The sequence below is a fragment of the Pseudomonas entomophila genome (assembly GCF_029478665.1).
Lineage (GTDB): Bacteria > Pseudomonadota > Gammaproteobacteria > Pseudomonadales > Pseudomonadaceae > Aquipseudomonas > Aquipseudomonas entomophila_F.
In genome coordinates, this window is the sequence record NZ_JARPQB010000001.1 from 151,685 (window position 1) to 171,985 (window position 20,301).

Sequence of the window (20,301 nt, forward strand, 5' to 3'; positions counted from 1 at the left end):
ATGAAGATCGGGCTGCAAACCTGGAATGAAGCGGGAAGCCCGAACCTGGATACCACCAACCGGCTGGGCACCCTGCTCGGTTCGGTGGTGACCGGGACCCGGGCAGGGAGCCTGATCGTGCCGCAACTGGCACAGGGCGAGCCGTTCTATTTCTACCATCCCGAGCTGTTGCCGACGCGCAATGCGCATCTCGACCAGCCATACGAGCTGGTCTACCCGCTGGTCAAGCTGGAAGGGCAGGTGCTCAGCTGGAGCTTTCCCGCATTCCGCCACACCGGCGCTTATGCGCACTACAACTACGCCGTCTCGGTCGAAATCTTCTATGGAGTCTTCTGATGGGTCTGGAAGTCTTTGCCGAAGGCAATCGCATTCAGCTGGGTGGGAGCAAGCCGCTTCTCAGCCTGGTGTACAAGCGGACCATCGCCTTGGATACGTGGGTCGCCCCGCTCGGTTCCTCGGGCATGTACAGTGTCGACATCACGCTCCCCAGGCATGGCCTGATCCTGCTGGGGGATACCGGTGGTGAGTTCATCTCGGTCGAATATGGGCTCGGTGGCCGGGACGTCGTCAGGTTCGCCAGTGCCAACCCCGTGGTTATCACGTTCTTCGTGTTTGGCAATTCGCCCATCTCGTCGAGCACCTGGGGATTGCAGAGCTACTCGGCTCAGGGCGAACTGCTGTATGACTCCAGTCACAAGGCCTTGCGGATCGCCTATGTCGGCCCCGCGCCGAAGGACAGCCTGAGTTTCTCGGCGTTGCCGGGAAACACCTATGCCGCAGGGCTGTCCTTCTACCGCCGGTACTACCTTATTCCCCCTTTCAACGCTGCGACATTCGTGCACCGCGACACGATTCGCGTGGCCCAGGGCAAGGTCAGTATCGGTCGGCGGCTGGCCTTCATCGAAGACAGTCGTTATGCCGAAGAAATGTTCTTTGAAGCCAATCAAGGGCCAGCCCTGAACGATGTCAATCCAGCTTCGCAACTGATCATCGCGACTGTTTCCGGTTACTGACGAAGGCCGGCCTGATGGGCCTTGCGCAACGGTCCCGTTGCTCTGGTCAAACCCTGCTTCCTGCCCGGCATGAGCCGGGACACTTCACTCAACCCAGCGACCCGGCCATGCCGCCGCTCAGTCGCGCCTGGAGATTTTCATGGCCAAGCAGACCATCAACCTCGGCAACGCCCCGGACGGCGCCGGTGGCGACACCCAGCGCTCAGCCTGGGTCAAGGCCGCGGGCAATTTCGACGAGCTCTACCAAGCCAACGCCAACCTGCAGGCCAGCAAGGCCGGGGTGGGCAACAACGGCGACATCAATACCTTGAGTGGCTTGACCACGCCACTGACCCTGGCCCAGGGCGGCACCGGCGCCAAGACCGCGGCCGACGCACGCAACGCCCTGGGGCTGGGCAGCGCCGCGACACGCAGTGTCGGTGCTGCGGCGGGCAACCTGATGGAAGTCGGCGCATTTGGTGTCGGCAATACCTCGTCGCCCTACACCGACTCGATCAACCGGATGGAGGGTGGTTTTTCGTTGATGACGCCCAACACCCAGTACGGCGTGGGCGCCACCGGCATTTCCTACGGTTCGATCCTGACGGTGCCCTACAGCTCCGGCGAGTTCCGCGCCGGGCAGCTGTTCTTCGGCCAGGCACCGGAAGCCCGGTTGGTGTTGCGCTCCGGCAGTTTCGCCTCCGCCGGGTTCTACGTCATCTATCACTCCGGCAACACCACCCGTGCCGCCGACGGCACCCTCAAGGCGATCTGACCATGACCCGAGCCGCAATCAACCTCAACGGCCCGACCGGCGAGGTCATCGACGTGACCTCCCTGGGCTGCAACACCATCACCAGCCACAAGGCAGGCCCGGGCGAGTATCGGGTCCTGGGGACTCTTGGCATGGTGCCGCCACCCGAAGGCTGGGGCTATGTGATCAACCCGCTCGACGCAGGCGTCGAGCTGAGTATCCGCCACAGCGCGCCAGTGCTGGAAATCAGCGTCAGTCGTGATGGTCTCGCCACCGATCTGCAGCACAGCCTGACGTTGCACGTGGCCGTCGAGCCGTTGCCGATCGAGCAGATTGCAGAGCCAAGGCCTGATCCGCGTGCCACCGCCCTGCGTGAGATTGGCCAACGCCGCGCGCAGGCCGACCAAGCCATCGCACCCCTGCAGGACGCAGTCGACCTGGATGAAGCCAGCGAACTGGAGCAGCAGCGTCTGCGCGCCTGGAAGCGCTACCGGGTGGCACTCAACCGCCTGCCCGACCAGGGCGGCTTCCCCGACACCCTGGAGTGGCCGACCATTCCCGAATGACCACCGTCCATTTTCATGAGGACTCGCCCATGAGCGAACTGTCCACCCTGAGCGCGGCCCTCACCGCCATGGTGCGTGAGGCGATGCCGGGGCTGGCATCGGTCGACAGCCAGGACAACAGCAGTACCAGCCTGCCGCTCCCAGCCCTGCGCCATGGCATCGTGCGCATGACCGCCGACGGCGCCCCCCGTGATGGGCGCTCGGTACTGATCGCCACCTTCGAAGCCGAGATCACGCCGGACTCCTCGCAACCGCAGGCCCGGCTACAAGGCAGCGAACTGGCCGCGCAACTGATGGACCTGTTGCGCCAGCAACTGTGGGGGCTGGACTTCGTCGAGGCCAGCCGCAACGTGCAGGCGCACTACGAAGGTGCCGGCTGGAGGGTGCAGTGGGAGCAGCCGATCCTGTTCGGCGAGCCCCAGTGGACCTGGCCTGATCAACCCCCAGGTCGCCTGATGCTGGGGATCAGCCCCGACACCGGCCCCGGCAACGAAGGCAAGTACCTGGCCCCGGAGGACCTGGCATGAGCTACGCCACGGCGATGCACGACCGCATGCTGGCCAGCCTGGTGATCCCCTGTACCGTGGTGGCGGTGGACCTCGCCGCCGCCCGTGTTCGAGTCTCCGACGGCGACTGGACCAGCGCCTGGGTGCGCTGGCACAGCCTGGCGGCTGGCAAGGCACGCCACTGGCGGGCGCCGAGCCTGGGTGAGCAGGGCGTGCTGGTCAGCCCCAGCGGCGAGCCGGCGCAGGGCACCTTTGTGCCGGGCCTCTATGGCAATGGCGGTGCCGCGCCGGACAACCGCGACCACGTGGAGGTCTGGCGTTTCGATGACGGTGGCTCGCTGAGCTACGACTGGCAGGCCAAACGCTATGACATCCAACTGCCCAGCGGCAACGCGACCATCAAGGTCGGCGCCAGCACATTGGTGGTCAACGATGGCGCCATCACCCTCGACGCTGCCGCCATCACCTTGACCGGCAAGGTTGCGGTCAATGGGCCATTGCTGGTCAGCGGAGACATCAATGGCGGTGGGCGGATCATCGATACCGCCGGCAACACCGCGAATCACAAGCACTGAGTCCCGGCGCGCACAGCGGTGCCTGGAATCAATGATGGAGGGCCAGCATGGCCAAGCAGACAATCAATCTCGGCAGTGCGCCGACCGGAGCGGGCGGCGACACCCAGCGCGGCGCCTTCGCCCGGACACAGGCGAATTTCGACGAACTCTATGCCGCCCTGGGCGGCGACAGCCTGCCGCCGGCACTGCCGGTCGCCCGTGGCGGAACCGGCGCGCAGACGGCGGCGGCGGCCCGCACAGCGTTGGGGTTGGGCACGGCGGCCACCGCCAACGCCGGCGACCAGCCGGGACAGCTCATGGTCGTGGGCGCCGGTGGCTGGCTCTGTCCGTCGATCAACGATGCGCGCGACCTGAAGCTCAAGCGCAAGACCGCGCTGTATGGCAGCTACAACGGCCAGAACGCCCCGGTCGCCGCCGCGCAGGTGCTGTCCAGCGAATGGGGCCCCGACCTGCGATGGCAGTCGCAGTTCGCCCTCGGGATATCGGTGAACCGAGCCTTCTTCCGCTCGATCATGCCGGAAGGGGAGGGCATCACCCCCTGGGCGGAGTTCTATCACACCGGCAACACCACCCGGGGGTCGGGCGGCGTGCTCTCGGCGGCATCCCCCATCTTGCGTATCACCGACATCGAGCACAGCACCCGTGTCGACCTGCAGGAGCATACCTTCGAGCCTGCCGGTCGCTGGGGCGCGGCCAATGATGAAGCCCGCGGCGTCACGGTCGAGCGCCTCGACACGGGTGTCTATCGGGTGCGCGGCAGCCTGGGCCTGGCCCTCGAAGGCTGGCGCATCCAGGACCCTTGCTCGCCGGATGGCGGCAGGACTTTGGGCCTGACCGAGAGCGAGCAAGACGAGGACGGCACACTGCGGGTCCGTCTGTTCAGGCAACGCTGGACGTTGGATGACCAGGGTGAAATGCACCTGGGCAAAGGCGAGGCCATCGACGTGCCGCCGGACAGCTGGATCGACGTGCGCCTGGCCATGCCGGCCAAGGTCGAGCTCGAGGTTCTGCCGCCACCCGCGGTGTCCGAGCACAAGCAGGCGTTCCCGAGCCGCCAGGATGCCCTGGACGTGTTGGCGCACCTGCGCAGTCTGGCCGACCAGTCGATCACGCCCCTGCAGGACGCACTCGATCTTGGCGTCGCCAGTGATGCCGAACTCGATGCCCTGCGTGCCTGGAAGACCTACCGCCTGGGGTTGACCCGGCTGCCCGAGCAGCCCGGCTTCCCCAACGAACTCGACTGGCCGATGCCTCCCGCCTGACCGTGGCGTCTGCCCCTCGATACACACAGCACAGCCCGCCCATGCGGGCTTTTTCATTTCAGGAGAACGCTATGCATAGCCATAAGCGGGGTATGCCAGCATCGGGAGGTGCCCCATGATCGGCCTGGACCGCCGCACCGGCCAGCCCCTGACGGGCATCGCCCACCTGCGCCAATCCATCGAGGACATCCTCACCACCCCGCTGGGCAGCCGGCGGATGCGCCCCGAGTACGGCAGCCAGTTGCGCCGCTACGTCGACCTGCCCGTCAACGAAGGCTGGAAGAGCGCGGTGCAGGCCGAAGTGGCCCGCGCCCTCGGGCGCTGGGAACCGCGCCTGAAGCTCGACCGGGTCAAGGTCGTGGCCGTGCTCGACGGCCAGGTCAGCCTGGCCTTGAGTGGCCGCTACCTGGGCGACGACGCCCTGGTGGAGGTGACCGTATGAGCCAGGTCGACCTGTCGAAGCTGCCGGCCCCGCAGTTGCTCGAAGACCTCGATTTCGAGGCGCTGTACCAGGAAGACCTGGCCAGTTTCCGCGCCCAGCTGGGCGATGGCTGGAACGCCAACCTGGAAAGCGACCCGGTCACCAAGCTGCTGGAAGTCGGTGCCTACCGCAAGCTGCTCAACCGGGCGCGCATCAACGATGCCGCCAAGGCGTTGCTGCTGGCTTATGCCGAAGGTCGCGACCTTGACCAGTTGGCCGCCAACGTCAACCTGCAACGCCTGGTGATCCAGGCCGCCGACCCGAGCACGATCCCGCCGACCGAAGCCATCCTCGAAGCCGACGACGCCCTGCGCGAGCGGGTGCAACTGGTCTACGAAGGCCTGACCACCGCCGGCCCGCGCAACAGCTACATCCTCCACGCCCGCAACGCCTCGGGCCGGGTCGCTGACGCGACCGCCGAGAGCCCGTCGCCCGCCGTGGTGGACATCACCGTGCTGAGCCTGGACGGCGATGGCGTGGCCAGCCCCGAGTTGCTGGCGCAGGTGCAAACCTACCTCAACGACGACGACATTCGCCCAGTCGCCGACCGCGTCAACGTGCGCAGCGCCGAGGTGCTGCCCTACCGCGTCGAGGCGGTGCTGCACATGGCCGACAACGGCCCGGAGTACGAAACGGTCCTCAGTGAATGCCGGCGCCGCCTGCAAGCCTGGATCAACCCGCGGCGCAGGCTCGGCCTGGAAGTCGCCCGCTCCGGCATCGACGCCCAGTTGCACATCGATGGCGTGAGCCGGGTCGAGCTGATCGGCTGGAGCGACATCCGCCCGAGCAAGGCCCAGGCGGCCTGGTGCACCGGCATCGACCTCAAGCGCGGAGGCTGACATGCACAGCCTTCTGCCGCTCAACCGCACGCCACTGGAGCGCGCCCTGGAAGTGGCCGCCGACGAAGACCTCAAGGCCGGCCTGCGTGCCCTCTACAACCCCGACACCTGCCCGGCGCACCTGCTCTACCAGCTGGCCTGGGCCTGGTCGGTGGACCGCTGGGACGACAGCTGGAGCGAGGCGATCAAGCGCTCGGTGATCCGCTCGGCGTTCTTCGTCCACGCCCACAAGGGCACCCTCGGCGCCCTCAGGCGGGTGGTCGAACCGTTCGGCTACCTGATCGAGGTGCAGGAATGGTGGCAGGCCAAGCCTGCCGGGGTGCCGGGGACGTTTGCCCTGAAGGTCGGGGTGACCGACACCGGCATCAGCGAGGAAACCTACAACGAACTGTCGTCGTTGATCGACGACGCCCGGCCGGTCAGTCGCCACATGACGGGGCTGGTGATCAGCCTCGAAAGCCGTGGCGGTCTCTATTTCGGCTGCGCGCTGCAGGACGGTGACGAACTCGACGTCTACCCGCCGGCACCTCCTGACCTGATCGTCAGTGGCGCCATCGGCCGCGGTGGCCGGGAACACACAATCGATACCTTGGACATTGCACATGGTTGACCATAATTCACAGTTCTACGCCATCCTCACCAACGTGGGCGCGGCGAAGCAGGCCAACGCGGATGCCTTGGGCATCCCGTGGAAAATCACCCAGATGGGTGTGGGTGACGCAAATGGCGCCGACCCGACGCCCAATGCCACCCAGACCAGCCTGATCAACGAATGGCGCCGGGCGCCGTTGAACCAGCTGAAAGTGGACGACAAGAACAGCGCGATCATCGTGGCCGAGCAGGTCATCCCGGCGGACGTGGGCGGCAAGTGGATCCGCGAGATCGCGTTGTATGACGCCGATGGTGACATGATCGCCGTGGCCAACTGCGCACCCACCTACAAGCCGCTGCTCAGTCAGGGGTCGGGACGCACGCAAGTGGTGCGCATGAACCTGGTGGTCAGCAGCGCCAGCAACGTGCAGTTGAAGATCGACCCAGCCGTGGTACTCGCGACTCGCGAGTGGGTTACCGAGGAACTGGCCAAGCAGGATTTCAAGCACTCGGTACAGGTGGCTACCACTGGGCCCGTTACCCTGAGTGGGTTGCAGACCATCGACGGTGTCGCGCTAATGGCAGGCGCCCGCGTGCTGGTAAAGAACCAGTTGGCGGCCAAGGACAATGGCTTGTACCAAGTGGCCGCAGGCGCATGGACGCGCAGCAGCGATGCCGACACCGATGCCAAGGTTACGCCAGGTCTGCTGGTGCTGGTCGAGAAGGGTACGGTCAACGGCGACGGTGCCTGGCAGTTGGTCAGTGATGGGCCGATCACCCTGGGGGTCAGTGCCCAGAACTACGAAATGGCGTTTGGCCGCAGTGGTGTCGTGGCGGGCATGTATCGCAGCGTAACGGTCGACAAGTATGGGCGGGTCATCGCAGCCACGAACCCGACCACCGTCGCCGAGTACGGGCTGACCGATGTCTACACCAAGAGTCAGCTGGACTCGATGCTGGCTTTGAAAGCACAACTGGATAGCCCCGTTTTTATGGGTGACCCTGCTGCTCCAACGCCAGTGAGGGGGGATATCTCGACACGCTTGGCGACTACCCAGTACGTCAAGGAAATGGGACTTGCCTTTCCTTCTTATTACTTAGGTATCTTGTCAGGCTCGACCTTGAGCCTGGAGCATGTTGGTCGTTTGATCTACATGAATGGCAATGGGGCGTCTACCTGGAGCGGGAGCGTGGTATTGCCCTCCTCGGGGATTCCCGTAGGTTCTGTGTTCACCATTTCCGTGGGGTCTGGCGACGGCACCATCACCATCCATAAACCCGCGGTTGCCGACGGTTACATCGCCATTGGTTCGCGCCCCTACGATACCGTCACCATTCGGTCCAATGAGCCCCCCATCATGTTGGTGTGCAACACCGATCATACTTATGCGGTGGTTTCCGGTGGGTTATCGAATACCAGTGACTATGCCTCTCTCAAAGCCGGTGTCGGTTGGGCAAAACAGCCCAATGGCCTTATTGAGCAGTGGGGCAAGATCGTACTCCCCGTGAACATCTCGTCGGGCAACATCGATACGGTTTTCCCATTGAGATTCCCTAATGCCTGCCTGTCGGTCGTGGCCAGTATCGGCGTGTACATCGACGATTACGACAGGTCCGTCTATTACCGGCAGGATCGACAGTCAGTGAGCATCGGCATTCCGAGCGTGGTCGGTTTCGACGGGCAGGTCTTCTGCGATAACAACCTGGCAGACGCACGAATCATGCAATGGCGAGCCATCGGGTACTGAGGACAACACAATGACCATTTTCGTGGTGCCGGGTGAGCGCACGTTCTACAACGACGAAGTTCACCAGAACATTCCCAAGGCGGCCAAGGCAGTGCCGCAATCCCTCTACGAGCAGCTGCTGCAGGCCCAGTCGGAATACAAGCTGCTGGACTTCGACGTATTCCCGCCAGCGGTCAGGGACCGGCAGCAAGCCTGGCCGACCGCCCGGGAGCTGCAAGCGTTGATCGATGACCAGGCTGCCGTTATCTACGCCAACTGGAGTCGTTTCGAGAAAGAGCATCTTTCACGCGAGAACGCAGCCCGGCAATACAAGGAAGCCAGCTACCAAGGTGAAGTCAGCATCTGGATCACAAGTTATGCGGACCCGCTCGGCATGACTTACACCGAGGCGGCTGATCTCATCCTTAGCCAGGCCGAGCAACAACGCCTCGCTCAGGAAACCCTCGCGGCGCTGCGCATGCGCAAGCATGAGCTGGATACGCTTGAGGGCGAGGCACGTTACCAGCGCTATCAAGAATTGGCCGATGAGATCGGCAAGCTTGTTGCTCCGGACATCAACTGACGAACAGCACCCTGGTGCGTTTTCCAACCCGATTCAACCCTTCCAGGCCCCGCACCCGCGGGGCCTTTTCATACCTGTACCTGGAGTAAACCTACATGAGTGGATTCTTCCACGGCGTCACCGTGACCAACGTCGACACCGGCGCGCGCAGCATCGCCCTGCCATCGTCCTCGATCATCGGCCTGGTCGACACCTTCACCGAAGGCCCGGGCGTCACTGCCAAGGCCAACGACCTGATCCTGATCACCAGCGAGCGCGAAGCGGTCGCGGCGTTCGGCCAGGACGCGGCGATCACCAAGGCCTGCCGCGCCATCTACAGCCGCGCCAAGGCGGTCATCGTCGCCTGCGGCGTGGCCAAGCTCGAAGACGGCGCCGAGCAGACCGCGGCGATCATCGGCAACGTACTGGCCGACGGCAAGCGCACCGGCCTGCAGGCGCTGCTCGACGGCAAGAGCCGTTTCAACGCCCAGCCACGCTTGCTGGTGGCGCCCAAGCACAGCGCCACCCAGGCCGTGGGCACTGCACTGGTGGCCTTGGCCGACAAGCTGCGCGCCATCGCCATCATCGACGGCCCGAACAGCACCGATGAAGCGGCCATCGCCTACGCGAAAAACTTCGGTGCCAAGCGCGCCTTCCTGGTCGACCCGGGCGTGCGCTACTGGGACAACGCCGCCGAGGCCACGGTCGACGCGCCGGGCTCGGCCTGGGTCGCCGGCCTGTTCGCCTACACCGACCGCGAGTACGGCTTCTGGGCGTCGCCGTCGAACAAGGAGTTCGTCGGCATCACCGGCACCACCCGCGCGGTGGAGTTCCTCGATGGCGACGACACCTGCCGCGCCAACCTGCTGAACAACGCCAACATCGCCACCATCATCCGTGACGACGGCTTCCGCCTGTGGGGCAACCGCACTCTGTCGAGCGACCCGAAATGGGCCTTCGTCACCCGCGTGCGCACCATGGACATCGTCATGGATGCGATCCTCTACGGCCACAAGTGGGCCGTGGACCGCTCCATCACCGCCACCTACGTCAAGGACGTCACCGAAGGCCTGCAGGCCTTCATGCGCGACCTGAAGAACCAGGGCGCGATCATCAACTTCGAAGTCTTCGCCGACCCGGAGCTGAACACCGCCAGCCAGCTGGAGCAAGGCAAGGTGTACTGGAACATCCGCTTCACCGATGTGCCGCCTGCCGAAAACCCCAATTTCCGCGTCGAAGTCACCAACCAGTGGCTGACCGAAGTCCTCGATACCGCTGCTTAAGGAGCACATTTACATGGCAATGATTCCCGAAACCCTGGCCAACCTGAACCTGTTCGTCGATGGCGTCAGCTTCCAGGGCGATGTACCCAGCCTGACCCTGCCCAAGCTCACCCTGAAGATGGAAGAGCACCGCCCCGGCGGCATGGACATGCCGGTCGAGATGGACCAGGGCATGGAAAAGCAGGAAGCCGCCTTCACCACCACCGGCGTGCGCCGCGAGTCGCTGAAGTTCTTCGGCCTGGCCGACGGCACTGCTTTCAACGGCACCTTCCGCGGCGCCTTCAAGGGCCTGAAGGGCAAGATCAACCCGGTGATCGTCACCCTGCGTGGCGCGCTGAAAGAGATCGACATGGGCGACTGGAAATCCGGCGACAAGGCCGAGATCAAGCACAGCGTCGCCGTCACCTACTACAAGCTCGAAGTCGACGGCCGCCTGGTCTACGAAATCGATGCCCTGGGCATGAAACGGGTGATCGACGGCGTCGACCAACTGGCCGCCCAGCGCGCTGCCCTGGGTCTTTAAGGAGAACACTCGATGGCTCAAGCGAAAAAGCTTCCGCAATGGCTGACCGTCAACGCCGAGCGCGTGACTGTGCGCCTGTCGCGCCCCAGTGAGGCCAACGGCGTGCAGGTCGACAGCCTGTCGCTGCGTGCCCCTACCGTGCGTGACATCCGCAATGCCCAGGCCGGTGGCACGGGCGACGACGAGCAGCGTGAACTGAACCTGTTCGCCTCGCTCGCCGAAGTCGGCGTCAAGGACCTCGAGGGCCTGGCTCTTAAGGACTACAGCCGCCTGCAAACCGGCTATTTTCGCCTGGTGCAGGACGACGAGCTTTGACCCCGCCCGGCAGAAGGCCGCCGCCAGGCGGCTGGCCAAGGAGCTGAACTTTTCCGCGAGCGAAATCATGACCATGTCGTTCAGCGACATGGTCTGGTGGCTGGCGGAGTGACAAGGAGGAACCTATGGCGAACACACAGGTGTTCACCCTCGGCGTCACCAGCAGCCAGGCTTTGGGCAGGTCATCCGATACCTTGCGTGCACAGCTGGAACGGCTGCGCAGGCAGGCCGATGGTACCCGGCTCGGGCGGTTGATCGGTGAGGTCATCCGCCTGGGCTTGGAACTGGACAAAACTGGCGCGGCAGAAAGACGGCTGGGGATCGACCAGGCGTTGGCGCACGAAGAGCAGATTGACCGGCTGCGTCTTGAAGGGGATGAGGTCGAGCGCTTGCGCAGGCTCTATCTTTCGCTAGGGCGCAAACCGTTGGAGCTACGCGCGGTGGCGGTGGTTGCCAGTACGGCTGCAGCCACCACGTCCGGCCCCTCACTGGAACAACGCAAGGCGGCTTTGCTGGAGGGCGTGAGCCCGACACCGAACCCCGCTCGGGGGGATTCGCCCGAAGCGCGAGGCGCGGAGCAGGGGCGTGTGCCCCTGGAGTCGGCGAATGCTGGCCTGGCAGTGCTGAAGGCGGGTGTGATCGGTGCTGGTGCCACTGTCGGTACTGTGGCCGTCGCCGCCGCCGGGCGCTCGGCTTACCGGGGGTATCAAAGCCAAACACCCGAGCGGCGCAGCGAGATCACCAGCGGCCTCAGGAAAAATGCTGGCAAGGCAGGCGCCAAGGCGATCACCAACCTGGGTTTGGCCGCGCTCAAGGAAACCGGCGAGGACAAGGCCGAGGCGGTTGGCGCCGCCCTCGGCGGCGTGCTGGGGAACCTGGGTGCGGAACTGCTGGGCGGCCTGACCAAGAACAAGCAAATCCAGGCGTACGGCGGTGAAATCGGCGAGATGATCGGCGAAGGCATCGGCGGGTTCTTCGGCAAGACGGTGTACGGATGGTTCTCTGACACGCCGGCCGCCAACGAAGCATCAGGCAAGAGCACTGACCCTTCTCGGCGTGATGCGTCGGAGCAAGGCAAGGTTGTTGCGTCCGAAGATGCAGGTCCGCAGCCGGGGGACACACCGGGTAAAGCGCCCGATACTCCAAGCGCAGAGCCTCAGGGGCCGGCAAAGGGTGGCCGCGAACTCGTGAATGGGGCGCTCTACGCGGGTGCCGCGCTTGTCGGTGGGGCTGCCCTCACTGTGGGCGGGAAGGCGATGTACAACCGTCTCACCCCCGAGCGGCGAAATGAAATCACCGGCGGCGTCAGGGAGAACGCTGGTAAAGCAGGCGCCAAGGCAGTTGCCAATCTTGGCTTGGCCACGCTCAAGGAAAGCGGCGAGGACAAGGCCGAGGCCGTGGGGTCTGCCCTTGGGGGCGCGCTGGGCAACATGGGCGCGGAACTGCTGGGGGGCTGGACCAAGAACAAACAGATCCAGAAGTACGGTGGTGAAATTGGCGAGCTGATCGGTGAAGGCGTCGGCGGTTTCTTAGGCAAGGCGTACTATGGGTTGTTCTCTGATACGCCAGCCGCCAACGATGCTTCCGCCAAGGATGCCAAAGCCCCTGCGTCTTCCTCTGGCCGGCCAGCCACCCGCTTGGCACGCCAGGACGATGAGGAGGAAATAGAGGAAGAGGAAGAGGAAGAGGAGATCGGCGAGGCAGAGGAAGAAGCGGCATTGTTCGAGGCGCAAGAACAAGCCTCGGCCAGTTCCGTGGCCACGCCATCGCAGAGTTCCAGCACTTCCGTCGGTCTCGCCGGCACCGCTTTCGGGGGCCTGCTGGGCAAGGCCGGGAGCAGCGGTGCCGAAGCCTCCGTAGCAAGGCGGGTATTCAAACGCATTCCGGGCGCCGCCATGCTCGACACAGGCCTGCAGCTTGCCGAAACCTACAACAGCGACGCCACGGCGGACCAGAAACTCGAAGGTTACGGTACCGCCGTTGGCGGCCTGGGTGGCGGTCTGGCCGGTGCTGCGGCGGGCGCGGCCATCGGTTCGGTGGTGCCGGTGATCGGCACGGCGATCGGCGGCCTGATCGGTGGTGTGCTGGGCAGTATGGGTGGGGAGAGCATCGGTGGCTGGTTGGGCAAGGCACTGGGCTCAGGCAAGGATGAACCTCCCGGCAAGCCAGGGTTGGGTGAAGCTGCGCGAGCTGTGGATAGCGCGCCGGTGCAGCCAGCGGTCATGCCCACGTCGCCTGCATCGGCGGCAACACCACCGGCCCCTATCAACCAGCAATTCACCTTCACCGCCAACATGCCGGTCACCTTCAGCAACAGCCTGGACGATCCCTCTGTGCTCCAGCAACTGGAGGCCATCGCCCGTCGCCAGTTGGAAGAGTTGATGCGCCAGGCCCGCTCGGTGCAACTGGCCGACACCCCACATATCGCACTTTAAGGAGGACCCATGACCTACCTGGAGCAGCTGCAAGCCACGCTGCACGCCCTGGTCAAGGCGGGAGAGGCGGGGCGTCGGCGTGCCGACGCCATGCTCGATCCCATGAACGACGCGATCGGCCATATACAAGGCGCGGTGGGCGAGCTGGAAGGGTTGCCGGTGGTCGGGCCGATCATTGGTGCCAAGCTGCAGCGCACCATGCGCGCAATCACCAATGCCCAGGCCCGGGTCGCCAAGGTGGTGGCCAAGTATGACCAGGCGGTGGCGGTGGTGCGCCAGGTGCGTGATCGCATCGACGGCTTCGCCGCCCACGCCGCCAAGGCAGGCGCAGCGATCGGTCGCGTGGTTGGGGCGGTGCGCTCGACCGTCAACGGCGTGCTGTCGACGCTGGGCTTCGCGCCCGAAGCGACGCCCGCGGCCGAAGCGGTCAAGCCGTTCCCGCACTTGCTGGTGCTGCAACCGCTCAAGGCGGGCGCCGCACCCTACTACTTCAACCTCGATACCGCCGCATTCGACCACCTACGTCGGCAGACCCGCTTCCGCTGGGCCGGCCAGGAGCGGCTGAGCCGCGACACCGCGCAGCAGGCCGTGAGCCTGGGTGAAGAGACCATCAGCATTCGCGGGGCGATCTTCCCCGGCTTCAAGGGCGGCCTGGGCCAGTTGCAGACACTGCGCAGCATCGGCCGCCAGTTGTTGCCGCTGTCGCTGACCACCGGCTACGGCGAAGTGCTCGGCACCTGGTGCCTGACCAGCATCGAGGAAGAGCAGGGCGCCCTGCTGGCCGGCGGCATCCCGCGCAAACAAGGGTTTTCACTGGAGTTCGTGAGCTATGGCCAGGATTTGTACAACGTCTGAAGGCGACGTGCTCGACACGCTCTGCCAGCACTACTACGGCCACCTCGATGGTTCGGTCGAAGCGGTGCTCGAAGCCAACCAGGGCCTGGCGGACGAGGCCCAGCCGTTTCGCGCCGGGGTGCGCATCGTGTTGCCGGTGCTGGCCGTGGTGGCCGCGAACACCGTGCAACTGTGGGACTGACCGGCAAGGAGCCTGAACCATGCAACCGATCTTCCGCATCGAGGCCGACGGCAAGGACATCACCGCGCTGATCAACGACCGGCTGCTGTTGCTGCGCACCACCGACAAGCCCGGCATGGAGTCGGACGACTTCGAGCTGCGCATCGATGCCCGCGACGGCGCCCTGGCGTTGCCCGCCCGCGGCGCCGTGCTGCAGGTTCATCTGGGGTACGCCGGCCAGCCGCTGACGCGGCTGGGGCGCTACACCGTCGATGAGGTCGAATTGTCGGGGCCACCCGACACCCTGGTCATTCGCGGCAAGGCCAGTGACCTGCGCGGTACCGGCAAGACCATCCGCAGCGGTAGCTGGGAAGGGGCGACGCTGCAACGCATCGTCGCCGAGATCGGTGCGCGCAATGGCTGGCAGGCGGTCTGCCCGGTGACGGTCAAGTTGCCGCGGGTCGACCAGTACAGCGAGTCGGACTTCAACTTCATCACCCGCCTGGCCCGACAGAACGACTGCACCGCCAAGCTTGCCGATGGCCAACTGCTGGTGCTGCCGCGCCAAGGCGGGCAGAGCGCCAGCGGCAAGGCGTTGGGGGTAGTGACCATCGCCCGCAACGAGGTCAGCCAGTGGCAGTTCCGCCTGGCCGACAAGAGCACCCACAAGGCGGTGCGCACTCGCCACCAGGACCCGGCCACCGGCAAGTTGAGCGTGGTCGAACTGGGCAATGGTGACGCGCCGGAGGGCCTGCAACCGGTGCACACCGATCGCCACCTGTACCCCAACCGTGCGGCTGCGGAACAGGCCGCCAAGGCGCGCCTGGCCAGCTTCAACCGGGATACGGCCAGCGTGCGTCTGGACATGCCGGGACGCACCGACCTGTTCGCCGAGCGGAGCGTCGAGATCACCGGCTTTCTCGCCGGGCTGGACGGAGCGTATCTGGTCGAGTCGGTGGAGCAGGTGTTCACCAGCAGTGGTTGGCGGACCACGGTGCAATGCAACGGCGGGCGCCAGGGCAAGGCCAAGGCAAAGGGTTCTGCGCCGAGGCGCGCGGGAGCATTGAAGGCCTGAGTGCGGGTGCCACTGGGTGCCTGGAGAAGGTTTCCCGGTGCCGGTTGGCATGGGCGCTTTCTTATAGTCGGCCGCAATGGAGGCGCTACTTCGGAAAGTCGCCCTTTCCCACCTTTTGAACGTGACACCAGCTTGTCAGGATTTTCTCTATGTTCATCGACTTGCGCTGCGGCCAGTGCCGAAAACTGCTGGCCCGCATCACTCCTGTTTCCGAGCTCCAGATCAAGTGCGGCCGGTGCCGCACCCTGAATCATGTGAAAGCCACGCGCTTCGAGCCATCGCCATTGAGCGAGCCGTTGGCGGCACTGGCCGCCGTTCGATCAGACTGCAATGGAGAACACACCGATGCCGCTCACTGAACAGCAGCTCAAACAGATCTATCCGCTGGCCGGCCAGCGCGCCGCGACCTTCCTTCCGGCTCTCAACCAGGCCATGGAGCATTGGGAGATCGACCACCCCAAGCGCGTTGCCGCGTTCCTCGCCCAGGTCGGGCACGAGTCCGGCCAGTTGCGCTATGTGAAGGAGCTCGGCGGCGACCGCTACCTGGCCCGCTACGACACCGGTAGCCTGGCCCTGCGCCTGGGCAACACGCCGGAGGCCGACGGCGATGGCCAACGCTATTGCGGGCGCGGCCTGATCCAGGTGACCGGGCGCAACAACTACCAGGCCTGCAGCCGGGCGCTGTTCGGCGACGAACGCCTGCTGGCGCAACCGCAGATGCTCGAGCAGCCGCGCTGGGCTTGCGCATCGGCGGCCTGGTTCTGGCATTCGCGGGGGCTCAATGCCTTGGCCGACCGTGGCGAGTTCAACCGTATCACCCGGCATATCAATGGCGGCCTGAATGGCCTGGCCGACCGTCAGGAGATCTGGGAACGAGCCCGTGAGGTGCTGTGTTGAGCCGCCTGCAACTGGGGTTGTGCGCCGTGCTGGTGCTGTCTAGCGCGGCACTGGCCTGGCAGGTCCAGGGCTGGCGCTACGAGCGGTTGCTGGCCGAGTCCGAGGGGCTGCAGGCGCAGCAGAAGGTCGAGCAGGTCGAAGCGCTCAATGAACAGCTGCTTGCCGAGCGCGACCGGCGACAGGCGCTCGAGCAACGCCTGCACAACGATGAAACCCGTCATTACCAGGAGCTTACCGATGCCCAACAGACTCAGGCTCGCCTGCGTGATCGCCTTGCTACTGCCGACCTTCGGCTGTCGGTCCTGGTCGAACGCGACGCCGGCTGCGCCGCAGTGCCTGCCACCACCGCCACCGGTGGCGTGGATCATGGCGCCGTACGCGCCCGACTTGACCCGGCGCATGCTCGACGAATTGTCGCCATCACCGACGACGGCGACCGCGGACTGATCGCCCTGCGCGCCTGCCAGGCCTACGTCCGCGCATTGGCGCCGTGAAGGGTGGTAGGGTAGGGCGCAATCTTGCCAGGAGCTAGAAAATGGACCCGATCACCACGCTTTCCGCCCGCCTGGGCGCACACCTGCGGCACTTGAACGCCCAGGTGAGCACCGCCGAATCCTGCACCGGCGGCGGCATCGCCGAGGCCATTACCCGCATCCCCGGCAGTTCGGCCTGGTTCGAGGCCGGCTATGTCACTTACTCCAACGCCCAGAAGACCCGCCAGCTCGATGTACCCGAAGCGCTGTTCGCCCAGGTAGGCGCCGTCAGCCAGGAAGTGGTCGAAGCGATGGTGCGCGGTGCCCGGGCGGCCAGTGGTGCGCGCTTCGCCGTGGCGGTCAGCGGCGTGGCCGGGCCCGACGGCGGCTCGCCGGCCAAGCCTGTGGGCACGGTATGGCTGGCCTGGGCCGATGGCGGGCACGTGATCAGCGAGCGCCGCCACTTCGAAGGCGACCGCGAAGCGGTGCGCCGACAGACGGTGATCGCCGCGCTAGACGGCTTGTTACAGCTTGGCGCGGAGTAAATCGCCCGGTGGGGGTTTGCGGAAACGAATCCCTGTGGAATAATACTGGCTACTTATACAGTTGTTCCGGCCGTCAGGGCCAAGTCGATCACGTGAGGATTTCAATGGACGACAACAAGAAGCGCGCCTTGGCTGCGGCCCTGGGTCAAATCGAACGCCAATTCGGCAAGGGCGCCGTCATGCGCATGGGCGATCACGAGCGCCAGGCCATCCCCGCCATCTCCACCGGTTCCCTGGGCCTGGACATCGCCCTCGGCATCGGCGGCCTGCCCAAGGGCCGTATCGTCGAGATCTACGGCCCGGAATCCTCCGGTAAAACCACGCTGACGCTGTCGGTCATCGCCGAAGCCCAGAAGAACGGCGCCACCTGCGCCTTCGTCGACGCCGAACACGCCCTCGACCCTGAGTATGCCGGCAAGCTGGGTGTCAACGTCGACGACCTGCTGGTCTCCCAGCCGGACACCGGCGAACAAGCGCTGGAAATCACCGACATGCTGGTGCGCTCCAACGCGGTCGACGTGATCATCGTCGACTCCGTGGCTGCCCTGGTACCGAAAGCCGAGATCGAAGGCGAGATGGGCGACATGCACGTTGGCCTGCAGGCCCGCCTGATGTCCCAGGCCTTGCGCAAGATCACCGGCAACATCAAGAACGCCAACTGCCTGGTCATTTTCATCAACCAGATCCGCATGAAGATCGGCGTGATGTTCGGCAGCCCGGAAACCACCACCGGCGGTAACGCCCTGAAGTTCTACGCCTCTGTGCGCCTGGACATTCGCCGTACCGGCGCTGTCAAGGAAGGCGACGAGGTGGTCGGTAGCGAAACCCGCGTCAAGATCGTCAAGAACAAGGTCTCGCCACCCTTCCGTCAGGCCGAGTTCCAGATTCTCTATGGCAAGGGCATCTACCGCAACGGTGAGATCATCGACCTGGGCGTGACTCAAGGCCTGGTGGAAAAATCCGGTGCCTGGTACAGCTACCAGGGCAACAAGATCGGTCAGGGCAAGGCCAACGCCGCCAAGTACCTGCAAGAGAACCCGGCCATTGGCGCCGAGATCGAGAAGCAGATCCGTGAGAAGCTGCTGACCTCTGGCGCCGTAGCCGCAGCCGCCAAGGCAGCTGCCGCCGAAGCCGATGCCGACGATATGGCTGACGCCGACGCCGGTTATTGATCTGCCCCATGTCCGCCGTACTCGACACCCCCGTCGCCGTTCGGCGGACCGCCATGGACCTGCTCGCTCGACGCGAGCATGGTCGCGTCGAGCTGACCCGCAAGTTGCGTCAGCGTGGCGCACCGGATGAGCTGATCGAGCCAGCGCTCGATCGGCTCGCCGAAGAAGGCCTGCTCAGTGAAGCCCGCTATCTCGAGAGTTTCATCCGTTATCGTTCCAGTGCCGGTTATGGCCCCGCGCGTATTCGCGAGGAGCTTGGCCAGCGTGGCCTCGACCGTGGCGATATCGACCAGGCACTGCGCGAAAGCGAAGTGGACTGGGCAGCCCGACTGGAGGACGTCTGGCAGCGCAAGTTCGCCGGACAACGCCCGCAAGACCCGCGCAGCCGCGCACAGCAGACCCGCTTTCTTGCCTACCGTGGTTTTTCCATGGAGATGATCGGGCGCCTGCTCAGCGGTCGCGACCTCCACGACTGATGGCCCGCAGGGCTGCCCTTGAACCGGGCAGCGCTGCGGGCCATTTTGCGTTCAGCTGACTTTCAAGGCTTCCCGTGCTCGCTGAGTGGTGTGTATGGGCTGGGGCTTGGCCCAGTTTTCCGGCAGGTTGATGAAGTCCACCAGCTCACGCAAGCGCCCCTGATCGCGCCCGTTGAAGGCGAAGGTCAGGCGCGTCAGGTGGCTGAAATTGCCTTCTTCGTGTTCGGTGCCACTGTCTGCTTGCTGGTGGAACCTGCCACTCAGGCGCAGGTCGGCGAACCCTTCCTCGATGTCGTGCAGCGCCGCTTCGCTCAGGCGATGGAGCATGCGAATCACGAATTGGTTCTTCAGCCAGCGGCTGGAGTGGTAGTTGCTGTAGAACTGATTGATTTCCTCCACTGCCTCATCGGCGCTGTGCACCAGGCGCAGCAGCTTCAGGTCGCTGGGCAGGATGTAGCGGTTCTCTTCCAGCTGTTTGCTGATGAAATCGAGACAGTCTCGCCAGAAGCTGCCACCGGGCGAGTCCAGCAGCACCACGGGCACCAGTGGGCTCTTGCCGGTCTGGATGAGCGTGAGCACTTCAAGGGCTTCGTCGAGGGTGCCGAACCCACCCGGGCACAGCACCAGGGCGTCGGCTTCCTTGACGAAGAACAGCTTGCGAATAAAGAAGAAATGGAACGGTAGCAGCTTGTCGGTGCCGTCGACCGTGGCGTTGGCGTGTTGTTCGAAGGGCAGGGTGATGTTGAACCCCAGGCTGTGTTCGGTACCCGCGCCTTCATGGGCGGCGGCCATGATGCCGCCCCCTGCGCCGGTGATGACCATCAGGTCCGAGCGCGCCAGGGTCGCTCCCAGTTCACGGGCCAGGGCATACATCGGGTGTTCGAGCGGGGTGCGTGCCGAGCCGAACACGGTGACCTTGCGCCGCCCTTTGTAGCGTTCCAGCGTGCGGAACGAATGATCGAGTTCGCGCAGGGCCTGCAGGGTGATCTTGGCATTCCAGCGGTTACTGTCGTCGTGGGCCATGCGCAGGATGGTCAGCATCATGTCGCGGTACAGCGGCAGGTTGGGGCTGTTCGGCGCGACCAGTTGCAACTGTGAGTCGATATGGCTCAGGTCGATACCGTTGTCCCTGAAATGGTTGAACAGGCGTTCGTTCGTTTGGTAGGGCATTCAACGTCTCCTTCTGCAGCAAAACCTCTGACCGGGTCAATGACCGTGTCCCGGCCGCGACACTGCG

At 64.8% G+C, this 20,301-nt stretch carries 26 protein-coding genes; 25 read left to right on the plus strand and 1 reads right to left on the minus strand.

What is annotated here, in order from left to right; translation table 11 throughout:
* The 25 genes from P5705_RS00720 (at position 1) to recX (ending at position 19,064) form a co-directional block, all read left to right on the plus strand.
* A complete protein-coding gene (locus tag P5705_RS00720; RefSeq protein WP_277459008.1) occupies positions 1-336 on the plus strand; it encodes a hypothetical protein in 336 nt (111 codons plus the stop codon).
* On the plus strand, positions 336-1,013 hold the full coding sequence (locus tag P5705_RS00725; protein WP_277459010.1) for a hypothetical protein: 678 nt from the start codon (positions 336-338) through the stop codon (positions 1,011-1,013). Before P5705_RS00720 ends, P5705_RS00725 begins: the two co-directional genes overlap by 1 nt.
* A gap of 139 nt (positions 1,014-1,152) precedes the next feature.
* Positions 1,153-1,767: a hypothetical protein gene (locus P5705_RS00730; protein WP_277459012.1), complete on the plus strand. Its 615-nt coding sequence runs from the start codon at positions 1,153-1,155 to the stop codon at positions 1,765-1,767.
* 2 nt (positions 1,768-1,769) lie between these two features.
* The gene (locus P5705_RS00735) at positions 1,770-2,312 is read left to right on the plus strand and encodes a tail fiber assembly protein (protein ID WP_277459014.1); all 543 of its coding nucleotides are present in this window, start codon (positions 1,770-1,772) and stop codon (positions 2,310-2,312) included.
* A 29-nt stretch (positions 2,313-2,341) separates the two neighbouring features.
* Positions 2,342-2,839: a hypothetical protein gene (locus tag P5705_RS00740; protein ID WP_277459015.1), complete on the plus strand. Its 498-nt coding sequence runs from the start codon at positions 2,342-2,344 to the stop codon at positions 2,837-2,839.
* Positions 2,836-3,393: a phage baseplate assembly protein V gene (locus P5705_RS00745; RefSeq protein ID WP_277459017.1), complete on the plus strand. Its 558-nt coding sequence runs from the start codon at positions 2,836-2,838 to the stop codon at positions 3,391-3,393. Before P5705_RS00740 ends, P5705_RS00745 begins: the two co-directional genes overlap by 4 nt.
* 47 nt (positions 3,394-3,440) lie before the next feature.
* Positions 3,441-4,655, plus strand: coding sequence for a tail fiber assembly protein (locus P5705_RS00750; RefSeq protein WP_277459019.1), 1,215 nt, complete (start codon positions 3,441-3,443; stop codon positions 4,653-4,655).
* A gap of 115 nt (positions 4,656-4,770) precedes the next feature.
* Complete coding sequence (locus P5705_RS00755) at positions 4,771-5,097, plus strand: GPW/gp25 family protein (protein ID WP_011535222.1); 327 nt, start codon at positions 4,771-4,773, stop codon at positions 5,095-5,097.
* Entirely contained in the window at positions 5,094-5,975 is an 882-nt protein-coding gene (locus P5705_RS00760) for a baseplate assembly protein (RefSeq protein WP_277459021.1), read from the plus strand. Before P5705_RS00755 ends, P5705_RS00760 begins: the two co-directional genes overlap by 4 nt.
* Before the next feature lies 1 nt (position 5,976).
* Positions 5,977-6,585, plus strand: coding sequence for a phage tail protein I (locus P5705_RS00765; RefSeq protein ID WP_277459023.1), 609 nt, complete (start codon positions 5,977-5,979; stop codon positions 6,583-6,585).
* Positions 6,578-8,314: a phage tail protein gene (locus P5705_RS00770; RefSeq protein WP_277459024.1), complete on the plus strand. Its 1,737-nt coding sequence runs from the start codon at positions 6,578-6,580 to the stop codon at positions 8,312-8,314. The genes P5705_RS00765 and P5705_RS00770 overlap by 8 nt, the downstream gene beginning before the upstream one ends.
* Before the next feature lie 10 nt (positions 8,315-8,324).
* Positions 8,325-8,876 carry a hypothetical protein gene (locus tag P5705_RS00775; protein ID WP_277459025.1) on the plus strand — a complete coding sequence of 184 codons (552 nt, stop codon included), beginning with the start codon at positions 8,325-8,327 and terminating at the stop codon, positions 8,874-8,876.
* Positions 8,877-8,971: 95 nt separating this feature from the next.
* Positions 8,972-10,138 carry a phage tail sheath subtilisin-like domain-containing protein gene (locus tag P5705_RS00780; protein WP_240063798.1) on the plus strand — a complete coding sequence of 389 codons (1,167 nt, stop codon included), beginning with the start codon at positions 8,972-8,974 and terminating at the stop codon, positions 10,136-10,138.
* Positions 10,139-10,151: 13 nt separating this feature from the next.
* The gene (locus P5705_RS00785; RefSeq protein ID WP_213657961.1) at positions 10,152-10,661 is read left to right on the plus strand and encodes a phage major tail tube protein; all 510 of its coding nucleotides are present in this window, start codon (positions 10,152-10,154) and stop codon (positions 10,659-10,661) included.
* A 12-nt stretch (positions 10,662-10,673) separates the two neighbouring features.
* Positions 10,674-10,976: a phage tail assembly protein gene (locus P5705_RS00790; protein WP_248917038.1), complete on the plus strand. Its 303-nt coding sequence runs from the start codon at positions 10,674-10,676 to the stop codon at positions 10,974-10,976.
* A 125-nt stretch (positions 10,977-11,101) separates the two neighbouring features.
* The gene (locus P5705_RS00795; RefSeq protein WP_277459026.1) at positions 11,102-13,411 is read left to right on the plus strand and encodes a hypothetical protein; all 2,310 of its coding nucleotides are present in this window, start codon (positions 11,102-11,104) and stop codon (positions 13,409-13,411) included.
* 9 nt (positions 13,412-13,420) lie between these two features.
* Positions 13,421-14,266, plus strand: a complete 846-nt coding sequence (locus P5705_RS00800) for a phage tail protein (RefSeq protein ID WP_277459028.1) — start codon at positions 13,421-13,423, stop codon at positions 14,264-14,266.
* A complete protein-coding gene (locus tag P5705_RS00805) occupies positions 14,241-14,447 on the plus strand; it encodes a tail protein X (RefSeq protein ID WP_277459029.1) in 207 nt (68 codons plus the stop codon). The genes P5705_RS00800 and P5705_RS00805 overlap by 26 nt, the downstream gene beginning before the upstream one ends.
* 19 nt (positions 14,448-14,466) lie before the next feature.
* Entirely contained in the window at positions 14,467-15,501 is a 1,035-nt protein-coding gene (locus tag P5705_RS00810; protein ID WP_277459031.1) for a phage late control D family protein, read from the plus strand.
* 149 nt (positions 15,502-15,650) lie between these two features.
* A complete protein-coding gene (locus P5705_RS00815; protein WP_277459032.1) occupies positions 15,651-15,860 on the plus strand; it encodes a Com family DNA-binding transcriptional regulator in 210 nt (69 codons plus the stop codon).
* Positions 15,847-16,398: a glycoside hydrolase family 19 protein gene (locus P5705_RS00820; protein WP_277459034.1), complete on the plus strand. Its 552-nt coding sequence runs from the start codon at positions 15,847-15,849 to the stop codon at positions 16,396-16,398. The genes P5705_RS00815 and P5705_RS00820 overlap by 14 nt, the downstream gene beginning before the upstream one ends.
* Positions 16,392-16,892: a lysis system i-spanin subunit Rz gene (locus tag P5705_RS00825; RefSeq protein WP_277459035.1), complete on the plus strand. Its 501-nt coding sequence runs from the start codon at positions 16,392-16,394 to the stop codon at positions 16,890-16,892. The genes P5705_RS00820 and P5705_RS00825 overlap by 7 nt, the downstream gene beginning before the upstream one ends.
* A gap of 41 nt (positions 16,893-16,933) precedes the next feature.
* The gene (locus P5705_RS00830) at positions 16,934-17,416 is read left to right on the plus strand and encodes a CinA family protein (protein ID WP_277459036.1); all 483 of its coding nucleotides are present in this window, start codon (positions 16,934-16,936) and stop codon (positions 17,414-17,416) included.
* Between the two features lie 104 nt (positions 17,417-17,520).
* Positions 17,521-18,588 carry a recombinase RecA gene (gene recA, locus P5705_RS00835; protein WP_240063791.1) on the plus strand — a complete coding sequence of 356 codons (1,068 nt, stop codon included), beginning with the start codon at positions 17,521-17,523 and terminating at the stop codon, positions 18,586-18,588.
* Positions 18,589-18,596: 8 nt separating this feature from the next.
* Positions 18,597-19,064 (plus strand): recombination regulator RecX, encoded by a 468-nt coding sequence (gene recX / locus P5705_RS00840; RefSeq protein ID WP_277459038.1) that lies wholly within the window; start codon positions 18,597-18,599, stop codon positions 19,062-19,064.
* A 51-nt stretch (positions 19,065-19,115) separates the two neighbouring features.
* Here recX and P5705_RS00845 read toward each other — a convergent pair whose 3' ends face one another.
* Complete coding sequence (locus P5705_RS00845; RefSeq protein WP_277459039.1) at positions 19,116-20,234, minus strand: LOG family protein; 1,119 nt, start codon at positions 20,232-20,234, stop codon at positions 19,116-19,118.
* Between the last annotated feature and the right edge of the window lie 67 nt (positions 20,235-20,301).

Bases quoted from the DNA above. Each gene is read 5' to 3' on its own strand.
- P5705_RS00720 (WP_277459008.1), top strand. From the start codon at position 1: ATGAAGATCGGGCTGCAAACCTGGAATGAAGCGGGAAGCCCGAACCTG.
- P5705_RS00725 (WP_277459010.1), top strand. From the start codon at position 336: ATGGGTCTGGAAGTCTTTGCCGAAGGCAATCGCATTCAGCTGGGTGGG.
- P5705_RS00730 (WP_277459012.1), top strand. From the start codon at position 1,153: ATGGCCAAGCAGACCATCAACCTCGGCAACGCCCCGGACGGCGCCGGT.
- P5705_RS00735 (WP_277459014.1), top strand. From the start codon at position 1,770: ATGACCCGAGCCGCAATCAACCTCAACGGCCCGACCGGCGAGGTCATC.
- P5705_RS00740 (WP_277459015.1), top strand. From the start codon at position 2,342: ATGAGCGAACTGTCCACCCTGAGCGCGGCCCTCACCGCCATGGTGCGT.
- P5705_RS00745 (WP_277459017.1), top strand. From the start codon at position 2,836: ATGAGCTACGCCACGGCGATGCACGACCGCATGCTGGCCAGCCTGGTG.
- P5705_RS00750 (WP_277459019.1), top strand. From the start codon at position 3,441: ATGGCCAAGCAGACAATCAATCTCGGCAGTGCGCCGACCGGAGCGGGC.
- P5705_RS00755 (WP_011535222.1), top strand. From the start codon at position 4,771: ATGATCGGCCTGGACCGCCGCACCGGCCAGCCCCTGACGGGCATCGCC.
- P5705_RS00760 (WP_277459021.1), top strand. From the start codon at position 5,094: ATGAGCCAGGTCGACCTGTCGAAGCTGCCGGCCCCGCAGTTGCTCGAA.
- P5705_RS00765 (WP_277459023.1), top strand. From the start codon at position 5,977: ATGCACAGCCTTCTGCCGCTCAACCGCACGCCACTGGAGCGCGCCCTG.
- P5705_RS00770 (WP_277459024.1), top strand. From the start codon at position 6,578: ATGGTTGACCATAATTCACAGTTCTACGCCATCCTCACCAACGTGGGC.
- P5705_RS00775 (WP_277459025.1), top strand. From the start codon at position 8,325: ATGACCATTTTCGTGGTGCCGGGTGAGCGCACGTTCTACAACGACGAA.
- P5705_RS00780 (WP_240063798.1), top strand. From the start codon at position 8,972: ATGAGTGGATTCTTCCACGGCGTCACCGTGACCAACGTCGACACCGGC.
- P5705_RS00785 (WP_213657961.1), top strand. From the start codon at position 10,152: ATGGCAATGATTCCCGAAACCCTGGCCAACCTGAACCTGTTCGTCGAT.
- P5705_RS00790 (WP_248917038.1), top strand. From the start codon at position 10,674: ATGGCTCAAGCGAAAAAGCTTCCGCAATGGCTGACCGTCAACGCCGAG.
- P5705_RS00795 (WP_277459026.1), top strand. From the start codon at position 11,102: ATGGCGAACACACAGGTGTTCACCCTCGGCGTCACCAGCAGCCAGGCT.
- P5705_RS00800 (WP_277459028.1), top strand. From the start codon at position 13,421: ATGACCTACCTGGAGCAGCTGCAAGCCACGCTGCACGCCCTGGTCAAG.
- P5705_RS00805 (WP_277459029.1), top strand. From the start codon at position 14,241: ATGGCCAGGATTTGTACAACGTCTGAAGGCGACGTGCTCGACACGCTC.
- P5705_RS00810 (WP_277459031.1), top strand. From the start codon at position 14,467: ATGCAACCGATCTTCCGCATCGAGGCCGACGGCAAGGACATCACCGCG.
- P5705_RS00815 (WP_277459032.1), top strand. From the start codon at position 15,651: ATGTTCATCGACTTGCGCTGCGGCCAGTGCCGAAAACTGCTGGCCCGC.
- P5705_RS00820 (WP_277459034.1), top strand. From the start codon at position 15,847: ATGCCGCTCACTGAACAGCAGCTCAAACAGATCTATCCGCTGGCCGGC.
- P5705_RS00830 (WP_277459036.1), top strand. From the start codon at position 16,934: ATGGACCCGATCACCACGCTTTCCGCCCGCCTGGGCGCACACCTGCGG.
- recA (WP_240063791.1), top strand. From the start codon at position 17,521: ATGGACGACAACAAGAAGCGCGCCTTGGCTGCGGCCCTGGGTCAAATC.
- recX (WP_277459038.1), top strand. From the start codon at position 18,597: ATGTCCGCCGTACTCGACACCCCCGTCGCCGTTCGGCGGACCGCCATG.
- P5705_RS00845 (WP_277459039.1), bottom strand. From the start codon at position 20,234: ATGCCCTACCAAACGAACGAACGCCTGTTCAACCATTTCAGGGACAAC.